13 protein-coding genes are annotated in these 17,807 nt (G+C 41.8%); all 13 read left to right on the top strand.

Annotated features, from left to right (window positions below):
* Positions 1-36 precede the first annotated feature (36 nt).
* The 13 genes from PH210_RS13870 to mglC all read left to right on the top strand — a co-directional run bounded on the left by PH210_RS13870 (position 37) and on the right by mglC (position 17,520).
* On the top strand, positions 37-2,277 hold the full coding sequence (locus tag PH210_RS13870; RefSeq protein ID WP_289986230.1) for an alpha-galactosidase: 2,241 nt from the start codon (positions 37-39) through the stop codon (positions 2,275-2,277).
* Between the two features lie 143 nt (positions 2,278-2,420).
* Entirely contained in the window at positions 2,421-3,257 is an 837-nt protein-coding gene (locus tag PH210_RS13865; protein ID WP_289986228.1) for a DMT family transporter, read from the top strand.
* 160 nt (positions 3,258-3,417) lie between these two features.
* Positions 3,418-4,599 carry a galactokinase gene (locus PH210_RS13860; protein ID WP_289986227.1) on the top strand — a complete coding sequence of 394 codons (1,182 nt, stop codon included), beginning with the start codon at positions 3,418-3,420 and terminating at the stop codon, positions 4,597-4,599.
* On the top strand, positions 4,599-5,588 hold the full coding sequence (gene galE / locus PH210_RS13855) for a UDP-glucose 4-epimerase GalE (RefSeq protein ID WP_289986225.1): 990 nt from the start codon (positions 4,599-4,601) through the stop codon (positions 5,586-5,588). Before PH210_RS13860 ends, galE begins: the two co-directional genes overlap by 1 nt.
* Before the next feature lie 4 nt (positions 5,589-5,592).
* Positions 5,593-7,074 carry a UDP-glucose--hexose-1-phosphate uridylyltransferase gene (gene galT, locus PH210_RS13850; protein WP_289986223.1) on the top strand — a complete coding sequence of 494 codons (1,482 nt, stop codon included), beginning with the start codon at positions 5,593-5,595 and terminating at the stop codon, positions 7,072-7,074.
* Positions 7,075-7,104: 30 nt separating this feature from the next.
* Complete coding sequence (locus tag PH210_RS13845) at positions 7,105-8,163, top strand: aldose epimerase family protein (protein WP_289986220.1); 1,059 nt, start codon at positions 7,105-7,107, stop codon at positions 8,161-8,163.
* Between the two features lie 3 nt (positions 8,164-8,166).
* On the top strand, positions 8,167-9,159 hold the full coding sequence (locus PH210_RS13840; protein WP_289986219.1) for a LacI family DNA-binding transcriptional regulator: 993 nt from the start codon (positions 8,167-8,169) through the stop codon (positions 9,157-9,159).
* 145 nt (positions 9,160-9,304) lie between these two features.
* Positions 9,305-10,306 carry a sugar-binding protein gene (locus tag PH210_RS13835; protein ID WP_289986217.1) on the top strand — a complete coding sequence of 334 codons (1,002 nt, stop codon included), beginning with the start codon at positions 9,305-9,307 and terminating at the stop codon, positions 10,304-10,306.
* On the top strand, positions 10,306-11,790 hold the full coding sequence (locus PH210_RS13830; protein WP_289986215.1) for a sensor histidine kinase: 1,485 nt from the start codon (positions 10,306-10,308) through the stop codon (positions 11,788-11,790). The genes PH210_RS13835 and PH210_RS13830 overlap by 1 nt, the downstream gene beginning before the upstream one ends.
* Positions 11,762-13,342 carry a response regulator gene (locus PH210_RS13825; RefSeq protein WP_289986213.1) on the top strand — a complete coding sequence of 527 codons (1,581 nt, stop codon included), beginning with the start codon at positions 11,762-11,764 and terminating at the stop codon, positions 13,340-13,342. Before PH210_RS13830 ends, PH210_RS13825 begins: the two co-directional genes overlap by 29 nt.
* 224 nt (positions 13,343-13,566) lie before the next feature.
* Positions 13,567-14,631: a galactose/glucose ABC transporter substrate-binding protein MglB gene (gene mglB / locus PH210_RS13820; RefSeq protein WP_289986212.1), complete on the top strand. Its 1,065-nt coding sequence runs from the start codon at positions 13,567-13,569 to the stop codon at positions 14,629-14,631.
* A 351-nt stretch (positions 14,632-14,982) separates the two neighbouring features.
* Positions 14,983-16,485: a galactose/methyl galactoside ABC transporter ATP-binding protein MglA gene (gene mglA, locus PH210_RS13815; RefSeq protein ID WP_289986210.1), complete on the top strand. Its 1,503-nt coding sequence runs from the start codon at positions 14,983-14,985 to the stop codon at positions 16,483-16,485.
* 12 nt (positions 16,486-16,497) lie between these two features.
* Positions 16,498-17,520, top strand: coding sequence for a galactose/methyl galactoside ABC transporter permease MglC (mglC, locus tag PH210_RS13810; protein WP_223594386.1), 1,023 nt, complete (start codon positions 16,498-16,500; stop codon positions 17,518-17,520).
* The last annotated feature ends 287 nt before the right edge of the window (positions 17,521-17,807 follow it).

Genomic DNA, 17,807 nt, shown 5'->3' with positions numbered 1-17,807 from the left:
TTCAAATCGACATCAATTTGAAAAAGGTGATGTTTTATGCAGATACATACGAATTTAGAAAAACAGCAATTTCATTTAACAAACGGTCAGATAAGCTACATTTTCCACGTGATGAAGAATGGACAGCTAGGTCATCTTTATTATGGCAGGGCAATACGGCATCGAAACGATTTCTCTCATTTGCAGCAGTATGATGTGCCAACACCCGCCAGCTGTCATGTTTATGCAGACGATCCAGCTTTTTGTCTCGAGACACTGAGGCAGGAATACCCGGCATACGGAAATTCAGATTTCCGGGAACCCGCCATCACTCTAACCAAAGCGAACGTAAACCATGTTCCCGATTTTAAATATGAATCGTTTCGTTTGCTGGAAGGTAAGCCTCATCTCGAGGGTCTGCCGGCAACCTATGCAGAAGACAATAGCGAAGCCAGCACCATCCAAATCATCTTAAAGGATGAGGTTTTAGAAGCCGAATTAGTTTTAAATTATACGATTTTCCGCGATAAACCAGTCATTTCAAGAAGCGCCTTGTTAAAAAACAATGGTCAAGAAGAATTGGCCATTGAAAGATTAATGAGCGCCTCACTCGATTTGCCTGATAAGGATTTTGAGTTTGTCCATTTAGCCGGGACATGGTCAAGGGAACGGCATGTAAAGGAAAGAAAACTAGAAACAGGAATTCAGTCTATTTCTAGTCTGCGCGGGGCAAGCTCCCACCATCATAATCCATTTTTAGCATTAAAAAGACCATCTGCGACGGAGCATGCAGGCGAGGTATACGGATTTAATTTTGTATATAGCAGTAATTTTCTTATGCAAGTAGAAGTGGACCATTATGACACGGCCAGGTTGACCGTTGGGATTCATCCATTTGGCTTCAAGTGGTCATTAAAGCCGCAGGAGTCCTTTCAAACACCTGAAGCAGTGATTGTGTATTCAGATCAAGGGCTAAATGGAATGAGCCAGGCATTTCATGCTCTTTATCGAAAAAATTTAATCCCCGCTCAATGGCGGAAGAAAGAACGGCCAATATTAATTAATAACTGGGAAGCCACCTACTTTGATTTCAATGAGGAAAAGCTGGTGAACATTGCAGAATCCGCTAGTGAATTAGGAATCGAATTGTTTGTGCTCGACGATGGCTGGTTTGGAAAACGAAATGATGATACATCCTCACTCGGAGACTGGCATGTAGATTTAAATAACCTTCCCAATGGGTTAGAGAGCCTGGCTCAAAAAATTTCTGCGCTCGGCATGAAGTTTGGTCTGTGGTTTGAACCTGAGATGATCAGTCCAAACAGTGATTTATTCAGAGAACATCCGGATTGGGCGGTCGGGATGCCGGAACAGCGTACGCTTGGCCGCAACCAGCTGGTGCTTGATTTTTCAAGGCAGGAAATTGTTGATTATCTTTATGAAAAGATGTCCGATTTCATTAAACGGGCAGGTCTTTCTTACATTAAATGGGATATGAATCGAAATATTACGGAACCCTTCTCACAAAAATTAGCACCAAATCAGCAAGGGGAATTTTTCCACCGCTATATTTTAGGCGTATATCATCTATACGACCGGTTAACAAGTGAGTTTCCTCATGTGTTGTTTGAATCGTGTGCGGGCGGGGGCGGACGGTTTGATCCGGGAATGATGTATTATGCACCACAGGCCTGGACAAGTGATGATACGGATGCCATCGAAAGGCTCAAGATTCAATACGGAACGTCATTTGCTTACCCGTTGTATAGCATGGGTTCTCATGTTTCAGCCGTTCCGAATCACCAAACATTAAGGACCACGCCATTATCGACGAGAGCGAATACCGCTTACTTTGGAACCTTTGGCTATGAGTTAGATCCTCTTCATTTAACTGAAGAAGAACGTCTGGAAATTAAAGAGCAGGTCGCTTTTTATAAAAAGCACCGAGGGTTAATGCGCGATGGCCAATTTTATCGCCTGCTGAGTCCTTTTAACGGAAATGAAACAGCATGGATGGTCGTCTGCCAAGATCAATCGGAAGCTTTAATTGGTTACTATAAAGTTTTGGCAACCCCAAATTCTCCGAAGCAGCAAACATTAAAGCTTTATGGGCTGGACGAAGCGAAAGTCTATCAAGTGGCTGAGAGTGGTCAGTGGTATTATGGGGATGAACTGATGCACGCAGGGCTTCAGCTTCCAGTCGAGTTCAATGGTGCAAACAGCCAAAGTGCCGAGCGTGGTGGAGACTTTCAATCACATGTTTTTTATTTAACGAGTACAGAGGGCCGGATAGATTAATAGAATGGAGGCTAATCCAATTTTGGATTCAGCCTCTTATTTTTGCAAAATCTTCTTTTTTCGCAACTTAAAAAAATTATTGCGAATACTTTACTTCAGGAATTAAAATGAGTATGTAACTTGATAGGGAAGAAGGTTTCAGCATGTGGATTGCTGCAGCATTGATAACAACCTTAAGCTTCGGAACGAACAATACTCTATTTAAATGGAGTACAAGCCGCGGCTTGTCAAAGGTGCATATTCAGTTTTTCTTTTATTTTACGGCTTTTTTGCTTACGCTCGGGTATGGGATTTCTACAGGGAAATTCCAATTTAATCTTTATGCCATCATCCTTGGCGGGTTGATTGGAATCTTAAATGCTAATGGCAATATTCAAATGTCAAAGGCCTTTGAAAAAGGGCCAGCCAGTCTAACTTCACCGCTGATCGGCGCAAATGCCATCCTTCCGATCTTCGGGGCAGCGATTATTTTTCATGAAAATATCACCCTTCTCCACTGGATAGGGATTGCGGTTATCTTAGGATCGGCAATGGCCATTCAATATTCGCCGGGGCAGAGCCGGGGCACAGAGTACGGTCCATGGCTATTCCGAGTACTTTTGGCTATCCTGTCCTTCGGTATCCTGGGCATATTAATGAAAACAACGTCCTATATGCACATCAGCTCGTTCAATACAATCATTTGTATGTACGGTGTAGGAAGCGTGTATTTAGGAATAACAAGTATTCGGGAAAAGGAAACCTGGCAGAGATCCGAAGCCAATATCGGTTCATTTGTTGGATTGGTCAGTGTAATAGGCTACAGTTGTTATTTTTACGCGCTGCAGATTGGGACCGCAAGTATCATCTTTCCAATTGTCAGCTTGAACTGTCTCGTTGTGATCCTTGCAGGCTGCTGGTTTTTTAAAGAAAAATTAAAACGATATCAGCTCGTAGGCATATTTTCTGCTATTCTTGGAATTATTTTTACAAAAATATGAGATAGGAAGCAGCTCCATTTGGGGCTGTTTTTTTATATTCAAAGATTAGAAAATAAATTGGTTAATTTTTTAGTAAAAATTTTAGTAAAAATAATTGCGTAATTTTACTGACGGAATTAAAATGGAATTAAAGATAATTTGCCTGGAGGGGACTATACCCATGAACTTGACGATGCTAAACACAACATTTGAAAACGTATTCTATACTTTACCTGAAAGATCCTTTTTTGCCCCTGGCCGGATTAACTTAATAGGCGAACATACCGATTACAATGGCGGCCATGTATTCCCATGTGCGATTACTTACGGAACTTATGCGGTTGTAAGGAAGCGCGAGGATCAGCTTGTACGTTTATATTCCATGAACTTCGCCGAAAAAGGAATCATCGAATTTAACCTAAATGAACTTGAATACGATAATAATCATAATTGGGCCAACTATCCAAAAGGCATGATCCGCTACGTGAAAGAAGCGGGATACGAGATTCCAACCGGATTTGAGTGTGTAATCCAAGGAAATATTCCGAATGGAGCGGGACTATCTTCTTCAGCATCGATTGAGCTGTTAACAGGAGTTCTTGTGAACGGTCTTTTCAACTTAGAGATACCCCGGCTTGATCTCATCAAGCTTGGTAAGAAAGTAGAAAACGAATTTATTGGTGTTAACAGCGGGATCATGGACCAGTTTGCTATTGGGATGGGCGTGAATGATGCGGGTATTCTATTAGACTGCCAAACTTTGAAATATGAATACGCACCGATTCAACTTGAAAATCACAAAATCTTAATCATGAATACAAACAAGCGCCGCGAACTAGCAGATTCTAAATACAATGAGCGTCGAGCCGAGTGTGAAGAGGCATTAGCTTTGCTTCAGCAAAAGCTCCCGATTGAAGCGCTTGGTCAGCTATCGGAAGAGGAGTTTGATACAAATCAAACCTTGATTACCAATGAAACCGTCCGTAAGCGGGCGAAACATGCAGTCTATGAAAATGTTAGAACCCTGAAGGCTTTGAAGGAACTAAAAGCCGGGAATGTGGAGGCCTTTGGCCAATTGATGAACCAATCGCATATTTCCTTGCGAGACGACTATGAAGTAACGGGCGTTGAACTCGACACGTTAGTGGAAGCGGCTTGGAATCATCCAGGAGTTCTTGGAGCGCGGATGACAGGAGCAGGCTTTGGCGGCTGTGCCATTGCCATTGTTGCCAATGAAGAGGTTGAGAGTTTTATTGCAAACGTTGGCGCATCCTATCTTGACAAGATTGGCTACGAAGCCGATTTTTATGTTGCCAGCATTGGGGACGGAGCAAAGGAAATTGAAATGAAGGAGGCACTATAATGAGTATCCTAGTTTTAGGCGGGGCCGGTTATGTCGGTTCGCATGCTGTTTACCAGTTAATCGATCAAGGTTATCCGGTAGTAGTCATTGACAATCTGCAAACAGGTCACCTGGGTGCCGTCCATCCGGAGGCTCGTTTTTATCAAGGAGATATTCGCAGCCGAGATTTTATGCGATCTGTATTTGAAAAAGAAAAGGTTGAAGCCATCTTGCATTTTGCCGCCAACTCCCTTGTTGGCGAATCGATGGTCGAGCCGTTAAAATACTTTGATAACAATGTATATGGCACCCAGATAGTCCTCGAAATGATGAAGGAATTTGGCGTTAAGCACATTGTCTTTTCGTCCACGGCTGCCGTGTACGGGGAGCCGAAGGAAGTGCCGATTACAGAAACAGCCCAGACCATGCCGACCAACACCTATGGGGAAACCAAATTGGCAATGGAAAAAATGATCTCCTGGTGCGAGCAGGCATTTGGCATCAAATACGTATCCTTAAGATATTTTAATGTTGCCGGGTCCAGAGGAGACGGGCAAATTGGCGAAGATCACAACCCTGAAACACATCTTATTCCTGTTGTCCTAGAAGCAGCATTGGGAAAAAGACCGGCAGTTACCATCTTTGGGGATGACTACGAAACAGAAGACGGTACGTGTGTCCGTGACTATATCCATGTCGAGGATTTAATTGCTGCCCATATTTTAGCGCTGAAATTTTTACAGCAAGGTGGAGAAAGCAGTATTTTCAATCTCGGTTCTAGTCAAGGCTTCTCTGTTAAAGAAATTGTCGAGACCGCTAAAGCGGTAACAGGAATTGATATTCCAGTAAAAATGGGTGAACGGCGATCCGGTGATCCAAGTACATTAATTGCTTCTTCGGAAAAAGCAAAACAAGTGTTAGGCTGGAATCCAACAAGAATATCCATCGATCAAATTATTAACGATGCCTGGAACTGGCATAAGCAGAATCCGAACGGATATCAGAGGTGAGGAAATGATTTATCAATTGGTCCAACAACTAGTGGAAAAAACGCTCGAAGCACAGCTGATTGAACAGGAAGATGAAGTTTTTGCACGCAACCAAGTTCTTTCACTGCTGAAATTAGCAGACTTTAAGGAAACCAAATCGGGAAAGAATCTATCCATTCCGGACGTGCTTGATGAAATCGTTGATTATGCCTGCGAACACGGTATTATTGAAGATCTCTTTGATGAAAAAGAAATTTTTTCAAGTAAAATCATGAACTGCTTTATGGCAAGGCCATCCACTGTGAATCAGCTTTTTTATGAAAAATATCAACAGGATCCACAGGAAGCAACGCAGTATTTTTATGATTTGAGTAAAAACAGCAACTACATTCAAATGAACCGGATTCGAAAAAATATTGAATACAAGGCTGAAACGGAATACGGTGAATTGGACATTACGATTAATTTATCGAAACCGGAGAAGGACCCAAGAAGTATTGCGGCCGAACGGGCAGCCGTGAAAAATGAATATCCGAAATGTCTGCTTTGTAAGGAAAATGAGGGCTATGCAGGGCGAATCGGCCATCCGGCTCGCTCCAATCACCGCATGATCCGGATGAATTTGTTAGATGAAAATTGGTATCTCCAATATTCTCCCTATGTTTACTACAATGAACATTGTATTGTTTTATCGGAAAAGCATACCGATATGAAAATTAGCCGGACGACGTTTCAACGATTATTATCCTTTGTCGAGCAGTTCCCACATTATTTTCTTGGTTCAAACGCGGACATTCCGATCGTGGGTGGTTCGATTTTATCGCATGAACATTACCAAGGCGGTAATTATGAATTTACGATGGCGAAGGCAGAATCTGATTGGACATTTAAAATGGCTGGTTTTCCGAAAGTAGAAGGTGCAGTTGTGAAATGGCCAATGTCTGTGATTCGTCTGCGGTCAGAAGATAGGGCCGAACTCGTTGAGGCCGCGGACCATATTTTAGCCAACTGGAAAAATTACAACGATGAGGCAGTTAGAGTTTTAGCATGGACGGGAGAGACTCCGCATAATACCATTACACCGATTGCCCGCAAAAAGGGTGACGTGTTTGAACTCGATTTGGTTTTACGAAACAACCGGACGAGTGAAGAGCATCCGCTGGGCATCTTCCATCCGCACAGTGATGTTCATCATATTAAGAAGGAAAACATCGGTTTGATTGAAGTAATGGGATTGGCTGTGCTTCCAGCCCGCTTAAAGGATGAGCTCAAAGAAGTGGAGAAATTCATTCTTGGGGAAGAAGCAATGGTTGCAGACTATCATTTGAACTGGGCAGTAGAATTAAGAGACCGCTATCAAGCTGTTGCGGATGAATCGAATGTGGAGTCACTGGTAAGAGAAGAAGTAGGAAAGAAATTTTTAAAGTGTTTAGAGGATGCCGGTGTGTTTAAATGGAATGAAGAGGGTGCTTCTGGATTCCGCAGGTTTATTCGAACCTTATCATGAAAAGCCTTCGAAAAAATGGAGTGAGATTTGATGAAGATAATGGATAAATTAGTTGGCAATTATGATGGACAGTCTGTAATTGAATATACGCTTACCAATGATTCGGGGATGACGGTCTCATGTCTTAATTACGGATGTGTAATCACCAAAATCATCGTTCCAGACCGGCAAGGAAATTTTGAAAATGTGGTGCTCGGTTTTGAGGAGTTTGAGGACTATCTTGATTTGTCCCCTTACTTTGGTTCCGTTGTCGGCCGGGTAGCTGGAAGAATTAAAGGTGCTAGATTCGAATTGGACGGACAAGAATACTTACTCGCAGCCAATGAACATCCTAACCACTTACACGGCGGGAAAAAAGGCTTTAATTCAGTGGTTTGGAGAGTGGAAAAGATAGAGGAAGATGAAGCAGTTGGTCTAAAGTTTTATTATCATAGTCCAAATGGGGAAGAAGGCTATCCAGGAAATCTGGACATCTTTGTAACCTATCTATTAAACGATAAGAACGAATTGGTTATTACCTATGAAGGGAAAACCGATCAAAAGACATTGGTCAATTTAACGAATCATTCCTATTTTAATCTGAGCGGCAATCTAAAAAGAGATTGTACCGAGCATATCCTTCAATTAGAAAGCGACCGGTTTTTAGAATTGGGTGAGGATTTGATTCCGACTGGAAAAATGCTTGCGGCAAAGAATACTCCTTTTGATTTTCAGCATGGCCGCAGAATCCTTTCAGGAGTGAATTCCGTACATCCACAAAATGTGCTCGCCGGAAGCGGCTACGATCATCCGCTAATTTTTACGGAAAAAGGTGAAAATAGCATCGTATTGAGTGATGAAGAAAGTGGACGGACGCTGATGGTTACGACGGACCAGCCATGTGTCGTTGTTTATACCTCGAATCAGTTAGAAGGGCCGTTTTCGATTTCAGGTGTCCGGGCCAGAAATTATCTGGGTGTCTGCCTGGAGACACAAGGCCTGCCTGATGCCATTCATCATGCGGATTTTCCATCTGTCATTTTAAACCCGGAGGATGTATACTATACCACAACGAAGTATCGCTTTTTTGCCAACACATTAGGAGATTAAAATATGGCTACCATAAAGGATATTGCACAAATAGCGGGGGTATCGATAGCCACTGTTTCACGTGTGCTCAATTATGATACGACGCTTTCAGTCAGCGATGAAACGAAAAAAAGGATTTTCGAGGTTGCCGAAGAGCTTTCTTATAAGAAGAAACCATCGGTCCGAAAACAGGAGTCAGGCAGAATTGCTCTCTTACAATGGCATTCAGAGAAAGAAGAGCTGGAAGATTTATACTATATGTCCATCCGGCTTGGGGTGGAGAACCGCTGCAGGCACCATGGAATCCAAGTGGTAAAGTATTTTCAAGATAATTATGGGGATTTAAAGGAAGATGAGATTCAAGGGCTCATCGCCATCGGCAAGTACAGCAGCAAGCAAGTGCAAGACTTGCTTGCAATTACGAAAAATATTGTCTTTGTCGATTCATCTCCAGATGAAGAGAAATTTGATTCCGTTGTGATTGACTTTGAGAAAGCAACCGAAAAGATCCTTAACTATTTTCTGGCAAAAGGTCATGAACGAGTTGGGTATATTGGCGGCAGGGAAGTTTTCAAAGATAAAACTTCCAAAATAGAAGACCCTAGGGAAAGAGCGTTCAAGCGCTATTTAGCAGAAAAAGGCTTATTAAATGAAGCGTTTATGTACATTGGAAATTTCTCCGTGGATGCCGGCCATACTTTGATGAAACAAGCCATCCAGGAACACGGAGAAAACCTGCCCACCTCTTTTTTTGCCGGGAATGACTCGATTGCCGTCGGTGCTCTCAGGGCTTTACTGGAGGAAGGAGTCTCTGTTCCAGATCGTGTGAACATCATTGGTGTAAACGACATCAGCATATCCAAATATGTATTTCCTTCGCTCAGCACCATAAAGGTTTATACCGAACTCATGGGAGAAACCGCCGTTGATACATTATTGGAAAGAATAGAAGGCAGAAAAACAGCCAAAAAAACATTCATCGCAACAAAACTCATAATAAGAAATAGTAGTTTCTAAACTAGAAAAGGGCAAAATGTCCGCCTGAGGCGGACATTTTGCCCTTTTGTCTTTTTGTGGTGCCTGACACCATATTCCATTGTCGAATTTTGGTGTGTTACGTATAATATGCTTATCTAATCAGATAATGGAATGGTGGTGTTTTATGAGCAGGTTGTCCATCATGGCGTATTCGTTTGGGATTTTGTTTTTTCTTGTGAGTTGCTCATTTGCTAGTTTTTATGGATATAAGGTTGTAACCCATGATTTGCCTAAAGAGGAGAAAACAGTAGAAAAGTATAATTATCATTTTGTACTTGTATCCCAGGAATTGGATAACGAATATTGGAGACTTGTCGAGAAAGGGGCACGGGCGGCAGCAAAACAATATGGCGTTCTGCTTGAATATGCCGGCCCCAAGCAGGCTAACATTGAAGATCATGTAAAAACTATTGAAATGTCGGCAGCTTCTAAAGTCGATGGAATTATGACACAGGGGCTGAGTGACGAACAATTTACCCCTCTGATTAATCGGGTTGTTGCCAAAGGAATCCCTGTCATTACGGTCGATACGGATGCAGCTAATAGCAAGCGATTAGCTTATATTGGAACGGATAATTATTATTCCGGGTATTTAGCCGGAAATGCTTTGATAGCGGATACAAAGGGAAAAGCCAATGTCGCAATCATCACGGGAAGTTTTTACGCTAATCATATGCAACAACGGGTAAAGGGGTTTCAGGATGCAGTAAAAGGAGAAAAAGGAATCCATATCGTTACAATTCAAGAATCAGAGATTAGCAGAGTAAAAGCAGCAGAAAAGGCAAATCAAATTTTACAAGATCACCCTGAGGTCAACGCATTTTTTGGGACAAGTGCTTTAGACGGTATTGAAATCGCCCATGTGGTCGAGAAATATAAAAAACAGGATCAAATTTATATCATCGCCTTTGATACACTCCCGGAAACTCTTGATTACATTCGAAAAGGCACAATTAAGGCAACAGTTGTTCAAGAACCCTATGAAATGGGATACAAAGCTGTAAAAATGATGATTGACCTAAGAGAGGGGAAAACCGTTCCTCCAATTGTTCATACAGATACCCGGATTTTGAGAAAAGGGGATTTACCGGTTAATTACCACGTGAGATTGGAGGTGAACCGGTAATGTTATTCCGCATCAGATCGAAATTACTTCTTTACTTTATCGTTCTAGTGGTATTGCTGACATCTGTAGGATTCTTTTTTTATAGCAGCAGTGAAAAATTAGTGAATGAATATGATAATAGCTTCGAACGATTTCTCCTGCTTAACAATATCTCACAAAGAACAAATTTAATTACCGAAAATCTCCACGCTTATATTTTAGAAAAAGATGAATCCTATCTTAAAGACTATCGAAAAGAAAAGGTAAAGCTGATAAAGGACCAAAAGCGGCTTTTTAAAGTCATTAACACAAATGATATTACACTCTCAAATTATAACAATATGATTGACAGCTTTTTGGATGAAGGTGATGCGACTGTTGGCGCATCTCAAAAAGATGAGATTGACCAATATTCAAGTCATTTTACTGAAGTATTAAAAATTAACTCCTTCCTTCAAGAGAGCACACTAGCATTGTTAAATAATAAGCTAACGGACTATCAAAAGTTTTATAACCAAATGGAACAGCAAAACCATTATTATAGGCTCATGTCGATTTCCTTGTTTGCAGCTGCGTTTTTCCTTAGCACGTTGCTGGCCTTATGGATATCTGGCGGGATTACTAAGCCGATTAGATTATTATCACAGGCAGCGAAGCAAATTTCGAAGGGAAATCTGTCAGGCGAGGATATTAAAATCACCACAAAAGACGAGCTCAAGCCTTTAACGGAAACGTTTAACCAAATGCGGGCAAACCTTAGGCAGCTCGTGACAGAAATCAAACAACAGGGAGAATTGGATAAGCTTTTAAAAGAATTGGAGTTAAAGAGTCTGCAAAACCAAATCAATCCTCATTTTTTATTCAATACATTGAATACGGTTTCAAAAATGGCGTACTTGGAGGAAGCGGAACATACCTCGAGGTTGATAGAAGCCGTTGCGGCCCTGCTTCGGTATAATTTGAGTGATTTAGATAAAGCGGCAACGCTTAGAGATGAAGTCCGGATTGTAAAAGAGTACTTTTTTATCCAAACAACGAGATTCGGAGAGCGCATTCAATTTATCACGGATATTGAGGATGATTGTTTGGATATCGAGATTCCGAGTTTAACACTGCAGCCGCTCATCGAGAACGCTTTTATACACGGTGTTGAGGAATATGAAGAGAATGCCGAAATCCGCTTAAATATATACAGGCAGCGGGACCGGATTTATGTGGAAGTCATTGATAACGGCGAAGGAATGGACACCGCCACAAAGAACAAATTGCTTCAATATGCGGAGGGAGCCATCACTGAAGATGGATATGAACGTGAAAAATCAAAAGGGCATTCCAACGGGATTGGCGTGAAAAATGTAATTAGAAGACTACAGCTTTTTTACCAGCGAAAAGACATAGTTGAAATTGAGTCAGAATTGAAAAAAGGAACAAACTTTAGACTGACAATTCCTGTCGCGGCCAAAGGGGGAAGCGAGCTTGTTGAAAGTTCTTATAGTGGACGATGAAGTTCTTGAAAGAAAAGCGGTTGCCAAGATTTTAAAAAACTCTTCAGAAGACGTAACGGTGATTGGCGAGGCCCCTAATGGGAGAAAGGCGATCGAAATGGCAGCGGAGCTGCTGCCGGATATCATTTTTATGGATATCAAAATGCCCGGCATCGATGGCGTACAAGCCGTGAAGGAAATTAGAAAATTCGATGCGAACATCCGCTTTATCATGGTTTCTGCCTTTAATACCTTTGAATATGCCAAAGAAGTGATGCAGCAGGGAGTGAAGGAGTACATCTTAAAGCCGAGCAGCAAGCAGGATATTCTTGAAGGCCTTAAGCGTGTAGCTGATGACATCCATGCAGAGAGAAAACAAACAGAAGAGCAGCACAGCTTGCGGGAAAGCTTGAACAGGGCCGTTTCGATTGCTCAAAAAGAATGGGTAACATCGCTGTTAATGAACCAAGTCCAGGATATTTCCTTTGATGAATGGGGGCAGCTGCTGGGAGCAGAAATTATTTCGGGCCACGTGATGCTCTTTTCCCTGCAGCCGGCAGGTAAAGCTGATTTCACGAACAACGTAAAACAAAATTGGTATTCGTGGCTCAAGGATACCCTTAAATCCGCTGTGAAAAAGCATGAAATCATTATTGGACCCATTACAGACCTACAAGTGCCAGTTTTATTCCTAACATCGGAAAAACTCCATTTCAAAACGAATGCCCAACTTATCTGTGATAACCTGATTAATTTTTTCAAAAAAGAAAACTTTTCAGGAGATATACGGATCGGAATCGGACATCCGTACAGCCAGGCAAAAGAGCTCAATAAATCCTATCATGAGGCAGTTTTGGCGCTAGAGCAGCTTGCTAAAACACCTAATCGTAAGTATTTATTTTGCGATAAGCAGGGAAATTCCTTTGAATTGCCTACTGAATCTGGTTTTCTTGAGATAGAAAAGAAGCTGTTAGATGCCGTTCGGCAGGGGGATGTCAATCAGGTGTTGTTCATATTTGATTCGTTTGTGACCAAGGTTGAAACGAACAAGGATTTAAAAGCTTCATTGGTGAAAAAATCTTTTAATGAATTGTTTATTCTCATATCTCGCATGCTCCATGATTTAGGCATCGTTTACGAAGGTACTCCTGAAATCGAAGGACAGGAGGATATCAGGTTGATTTTTGAAAAAGGGAAAAAGCATTTGCTTGCGGTCGTACAGCAGGTTCAGATTTGGCGCAACAATCATGCTAAGGGAATGTTGCATAAAGCGAAGGAATATATTGAAGAGCATTATGCAGAAGCGATTACCTTGGAATCCGCAGCAGAATATGTGGAACTCAGCCCGTTTTATTTTAGCAAGCTTTTTAAAGATCGATTCGGGATGACGTTTATTGATTACTTGACGGAAATTCGAATCAAACATGCTAAGGCAGAAATGGTCGACCCGGCCAAAAGCTTAAAAGAAATCTGCTATTCAGTCGGCTACAAGGACCCCAACTATTTCAGCCGTGTATTTAAGAAGGCAACAGGCCTATCCCCAACAGAATTTCGTAAAGTTACAGTAAGTTAATCTTTAACATCCCAATCATCAATGATTGGGATTTTTTTATTACAGTATTGTTGCAAACGATTACAAAATAATCTAGATAATCACAAATATGTGCTATAGTTTTGAACTATTGCGAACATTCTCCTGATGCTAACATATGTGTAAGGGCTTACAGTGGGGCTGAGTTAAACAGGTTCATAGTGCTATACCAGAGTCTTTATAAAAAGCAAAAGGAGAATGATGACATGTTGAAAAAGAAAAAAGGCTTAGTTTTATCATTAACAATTGCATCTAGTATTCTATTAGCTGCAGGCTGCAGCAGTTCAACTAGCGGGTCTGGCGATTCTGCAGGCAGCAAAGACAGTAAACTTCCTGCAGTAGGTGCAACCATCTATAAATTTGACGATAACTTCATGAGCTATGTACGCCGTGCGATGGAGAATTCCGCAAAAGGCAAAGTAAACCTAATGCTGAACGACTCGCAAAACGACCAAGCAAAACAAATTGAGCAAGTGGATACATTGATCGCAAAAGGTGCAAAATCTCTTGCTATTAACCTAGTAGATCCAAAAGCTGCACAAACTATCATTGACAAAGCAAAGCCAAAGAATATTCCAGTAATCTTCTTTAACAAAGAGCCGGATGCTAATGTTTTAGCAGGCTATGACAAAGCTTACTATGTAGGAACAACTTCTTCTGAATCAGGTGTCATCCAGGGTGAATTAATTGCAAAAGCTTGGGAAGCAAACAAAGCTAAATGGGATAAAAACGGAGATGGCAAACTTCAATACGTATTACTAAAAGGTGAGCCAGGACATCCAGATGCGGAAGCACGTACGAAATTCGCTGTTGATACTGTAAAAGAAAAAGGTATTCAAGTTGAACAATTAGCAATGGATACAGCTATGTGGGATGCAACAAAAGCAACTGAGAAAATGGATGCTTGGTTAGCAAAATACAGCGACAAAATTGAATTCGTTATCGCAAATAACGATGGTATGGCACTTGGAGCAATTGCTTCTCTTGAAAAAGCTGGATACTTCTCTGGCGACAAATTCATGCCAGTTGTAGGTGTTGACGCGATTCCGGAAGCACTTGAAATGATTGAAAAAGGCAAAATGGTTGGTACAGTCTTAAATGACGCGAAAAACCAAGGTAAAGCAACAGTCGAGCTTGCTACGAACGCAGCAAAAGGCAAGGATGTTCTAGACGGAACTTCTTGGAAGCTTGACGATAAGAAAGCAGTCCGCGTTCCTTACGTTGAAGTAACAAAAGACAACATCCAAGTTGGTAAAGACGCTTATAAGTAAGAAAAGCGGAAGCGCCTTGTACAGGGGTGACAGGCATAAGACGAGCCGGCGGGAAGGTTGCTTTTTAACCTTCTCGACGGATTGGCTTATGACCCCGAAAACCTAGGCGCTGGAGCTAGACAGTAAGAACTAAATGTGGAAGCGCCAGTCCAGGGCTCAGCCCTCAGGCGCTCCTCGAACGAAGGAAAAGAAGCTGCTTTTCCTTCGTTCGGGGCATTGCTTCAAAGAGTACCCCCTTTGAAGCAGGACTTCGCCCTAAATATTTTGATAAATGAATCCTTTTAATGAATAGATATGAGACGAACTTTCAGGGTCTCATATTTTTTAAATGGTTAAGTGAGGAGGTTCGTCATGTCAGAAGCTAGTTCAACAAATTTACTCGAAATGCTGAATATAACGAAACGATTCCCTGGAGTTATCGCCCTTAATAATGTTTCTCTCAAAGTGAAGCCGGGATCAGTGCATGCTTTGATGGGTGAAAACGGGGCAGGAAAATCAACCTTAATGAAATGCCTATTCGGAATTTATTCGATGGATGAAGGCAAAATTCTTTTTGACGGAAAAGAGGTTTCCTTTGTCAATTCAAAGCAGGCGCTTGAAAACGGCGTTTCCATGGTGCACCAGGAATTGAATCAGGTACGCCAGCAAAATGTTATGGATAATTTATGGCTCGGCCGTTATCCGAAAAAAGGTATTTTTATAGATGAAAAGAAAATGTACGAGGATACGAAGGCGATTTTCAAAAGCCTTGATATTAACATCGACCCGCGCAGCAAGGTCAGCACGCTTTCCGTTTCTGAGATGCAGATGGTGGAAATCGCCAAAGCCGTCTCTTACGGTTCTAAAATCATCGTAATGGATGAGCCTACATCATCTCTAACAGAGAATGAAGTTAACCATCTTTTTAAAATCATCAAAAAGCTGCAAAGTGATAATGTTGCCATCATCTATATCTCGCACAAAATGGAAGAGATTTTAAAGATTTCCGATGAAGTCACCATCATGCGTGATGGTCAGTACATTGCAACAAAAACTGCGAAAGAACTAACAACTGACGAAATCATCAAACTGATGGTTGGCCGTGATTTATCACAGCGCTTCCCTGCAAAAATCAACAAGCCAGGCGATATGATTTTAAAGGTTTCTAACTTAACAGCAGAAACGCAGCCTTCCTTTGTGGATGTGAACTTTGAACTCCGAAAAGGAGAAATTTTAGGAATTGCAGGACTCGTTGGCTCGAAGCGGACGGAAGTAGTCGAATCGATTTTTGGAATGAGAGCCTTGAAATCCGGAGCGATTGAATTACATGGTAAAGCGGTCAACAATCATTCACCGCAGCATGCCATTAAAAACGGCTTTGCCCTTGTGACGGAAGAGCGAAGATCCACTGGAATCTTTCCAGAGCTAAGCATCAGCTTTAACTCGATTATTTCTAATATGGGTCAGTACCGTAAAGGTCCATTCTTGTCTGATAGTAAGGTGAAGGAAGATACACAATGGGTGATTGATTCGATGAAGGTGAAAACACCTACACAAAAGACATCAATCGGAAGTCTTTCAGGCGGTAACCAGCAGAAGGTTATTATCGGCCGCTGGCTGTTGACTAAGCCGGACATATTGTTGCTCGATGAACCCACACGGGGAATCGACGTAGGAGCTAAGTTCGAAATCTATCAACTTATTAACCAATTAGCGGCAGACGGAAAAGGCATCATCATGATATCTTCCGAGATGCCAGAGCTTTTAGGAGTTACAGATAGAATTTTAGTAATGAGTAATGGAAAAGCAGCTGGAATCGTGGAGACATCTTCAACTTCGCAAGAAGAAATCATGCGATTAGCGGCTTTGTATTAGGAGGCGATGGAAATGAATACGCAAGCTTCAAAAAAATCGAATGTATCAAAATGGCTTGTTGATAATGTTATTTATGTAGTTTTAATCCTATTGGTAGTCGGTATCGTCGTTGCTTCTCCTGATTTCTTATCGATGACCAACTTAATTAATATTTTGGCTCAATCTTCATCAAGGATTATTATTGCACTTGGGGTTGCAGGTATCCTGATTACAGCCGGTACGGACCTGTCTGCTGGACGTATGGTCGGTCTTGCCGCCGTTATTTCAGCATCCATGCTGCAGGCTGGCGATTATGCGTATAAAATGTATCCTAACTTGCCTGATCTGCCACTATTTGTACCGATTTTAATCGCAATGGCTGCAACTGGCCTAATCGCTGCCTTGAATGGTGTGATTGTATCTAAATTTCATGTTCCTCCTTTCATCGCTACATTAGGTATGATGATCGGTGTATATGGTTTAACTTCGATTTACTTTGACCGCCCTCCATATGGAGCACAGCCTATCGGCGGATTAAGCGAAAAATTTACAACCTTTGCCCAGCGTGGAATTAAAGTTGGTTCATATGAATTCCCGTATCTCATTCTTTATGCCATTATCGTTTCTATCATTATTTGGGTGATTTGGAATAAAACACAGCTTGGTAAAAACATGTATGCGATTGGCGGTAACCCAGAGGCAGCTAAGGTTTCTGGTGTAAACGTCGCAAGAAATCTTATCATTATTTATACGATTGCCGGTCTTCTTTACGGCTTAACTGGTACACTTGAAGCAGGCCGTGTCGGCAGTGCAACGAACAACACTGGTAACATGTACGAACTAGATGCGATCGCAGCCTGCGTAGTCGGCGGCGTATCCCTATCAGGCGGTATCGGATCCGTTCCTGGCGTAATCACAGGGGTTCTCATTTTCCAAGTTATCAACTACGGACTAGCCTTCCTAGGAGTAAGCCCGTACATCCAATTCATCGTAAAAGGACTAATCATCATCGTCGCAGTCGCCTTCGACATGCGGAAACACGCAAAGAAAAAATAATAAAATATTTGGGTGTCAGGCACTATTTGTGGACATTTGTCCTCTAGTGGCGGACACCCTTTTTTTGTGTTCAGTCACATAAACCCGCTACGTGACTGAAATCTTATCCTACGCTTGTTTTGGGTCATGTAGAACTTCTCTAGGTGACCGAAAATGCATCTCGACCTTGTTTTGGGTCACGTAGAACTTCTCTAGGTGACCGAAAATGCATCTCGACCCTTTTTTGGGTAACATAGAACCTCCCTACGTGACCGAATCTCCTCCGAAACCCTGTTTTAAGTCACATA

This window comes from Paenibacillus sp. BSR1-1 (genome assembly GCF_030403775.1).
Lineage (GTDB): Bacteria > Bacillota > Bacilli > Bacillales > Cytobacillaceae > Neobacillus.
The sequence above is the reverse complement of the archived record's forward strand: the minus strand, read 5'-3'. Positions and strand labels throughout refer to the sequence as shown.

Coding starts and splice junctions, on each gene's coding strand:
- PH210_RS13845 (WP_289986220.1), top strand. CDS start 7,105: ATGAAGATAATGGATAAATTAGTTGGCAATTATGATGGACAGTCTGTA.
- PH210_RS13860 (WP_289986227.1), top strand. CDS start 3,418: ATGAACTTGACGATGCTAAACACAACATTTGAAAACGTATTCTATACT.
- PH210_RS13835 (WP_289986217.1), top strand. CDS start 9,305: ATGAGCAGGTTGTCCATCATGGCGTATTCGTTTGGGATTTTGTTTTTT.
- mglC (WP_223594386.1), top strand. CDS start 16,498: ATGAATACGCAAGCTTCAAAAAAATCGAATGTATCAAAATGGCTTGTT.
- PH210_RS13870 (WP_289986230.1), top strand. CDS start 37: ATGCAGATACATACGAATTTAGAAAAACAGCAATTTCATTTAACAAAC.
- PH210_RS13865 (WP_289986228.1), top strand. CDS start 2,421: ATGTGGATTGCTGCAGCATTGATAACAACCTTAAGCTTCGGAACGAAC.
- galE (WP_289986225.1), top strand. CDS start 4,599: ATGAGTATCCTAGTTTTAGGCGGGGCCGGTTATGTCGGTTCGCATGCT.
- galT (WP_289986223.1), top strand. CDS start 5,593: ATGATTTATCAATTGGTCCAACAACTAGTGGAAAAAACGCTCGAAGCA.
- PH210_RS13840 (WP_289986219.1), top strand. CDS start 8,167: ATGGCTACCATAAAGGATATTGCACAAATAGCGGGGGTATCGATAGCC.
- PH210_RS13830 (WP_289986215.1), top strand. CDS start 10,306: ATGTTATTCCGCATCAGATCGAAATTACTTCTTTACTTTATCGTTCTA.
- mglA (WP_289986210.1), top strand. CDS start 14,983: ATGTCAGAAGCTAGTTCAACAAATTTACTCGAAATGCTGAATATAACG.
- mglB (WP_289986212.1), top strand. CDS start 13,567: ATGTTGAAAAAGAAAAAAGGCTTAGTTTTATCATTAACAATTGCATCT.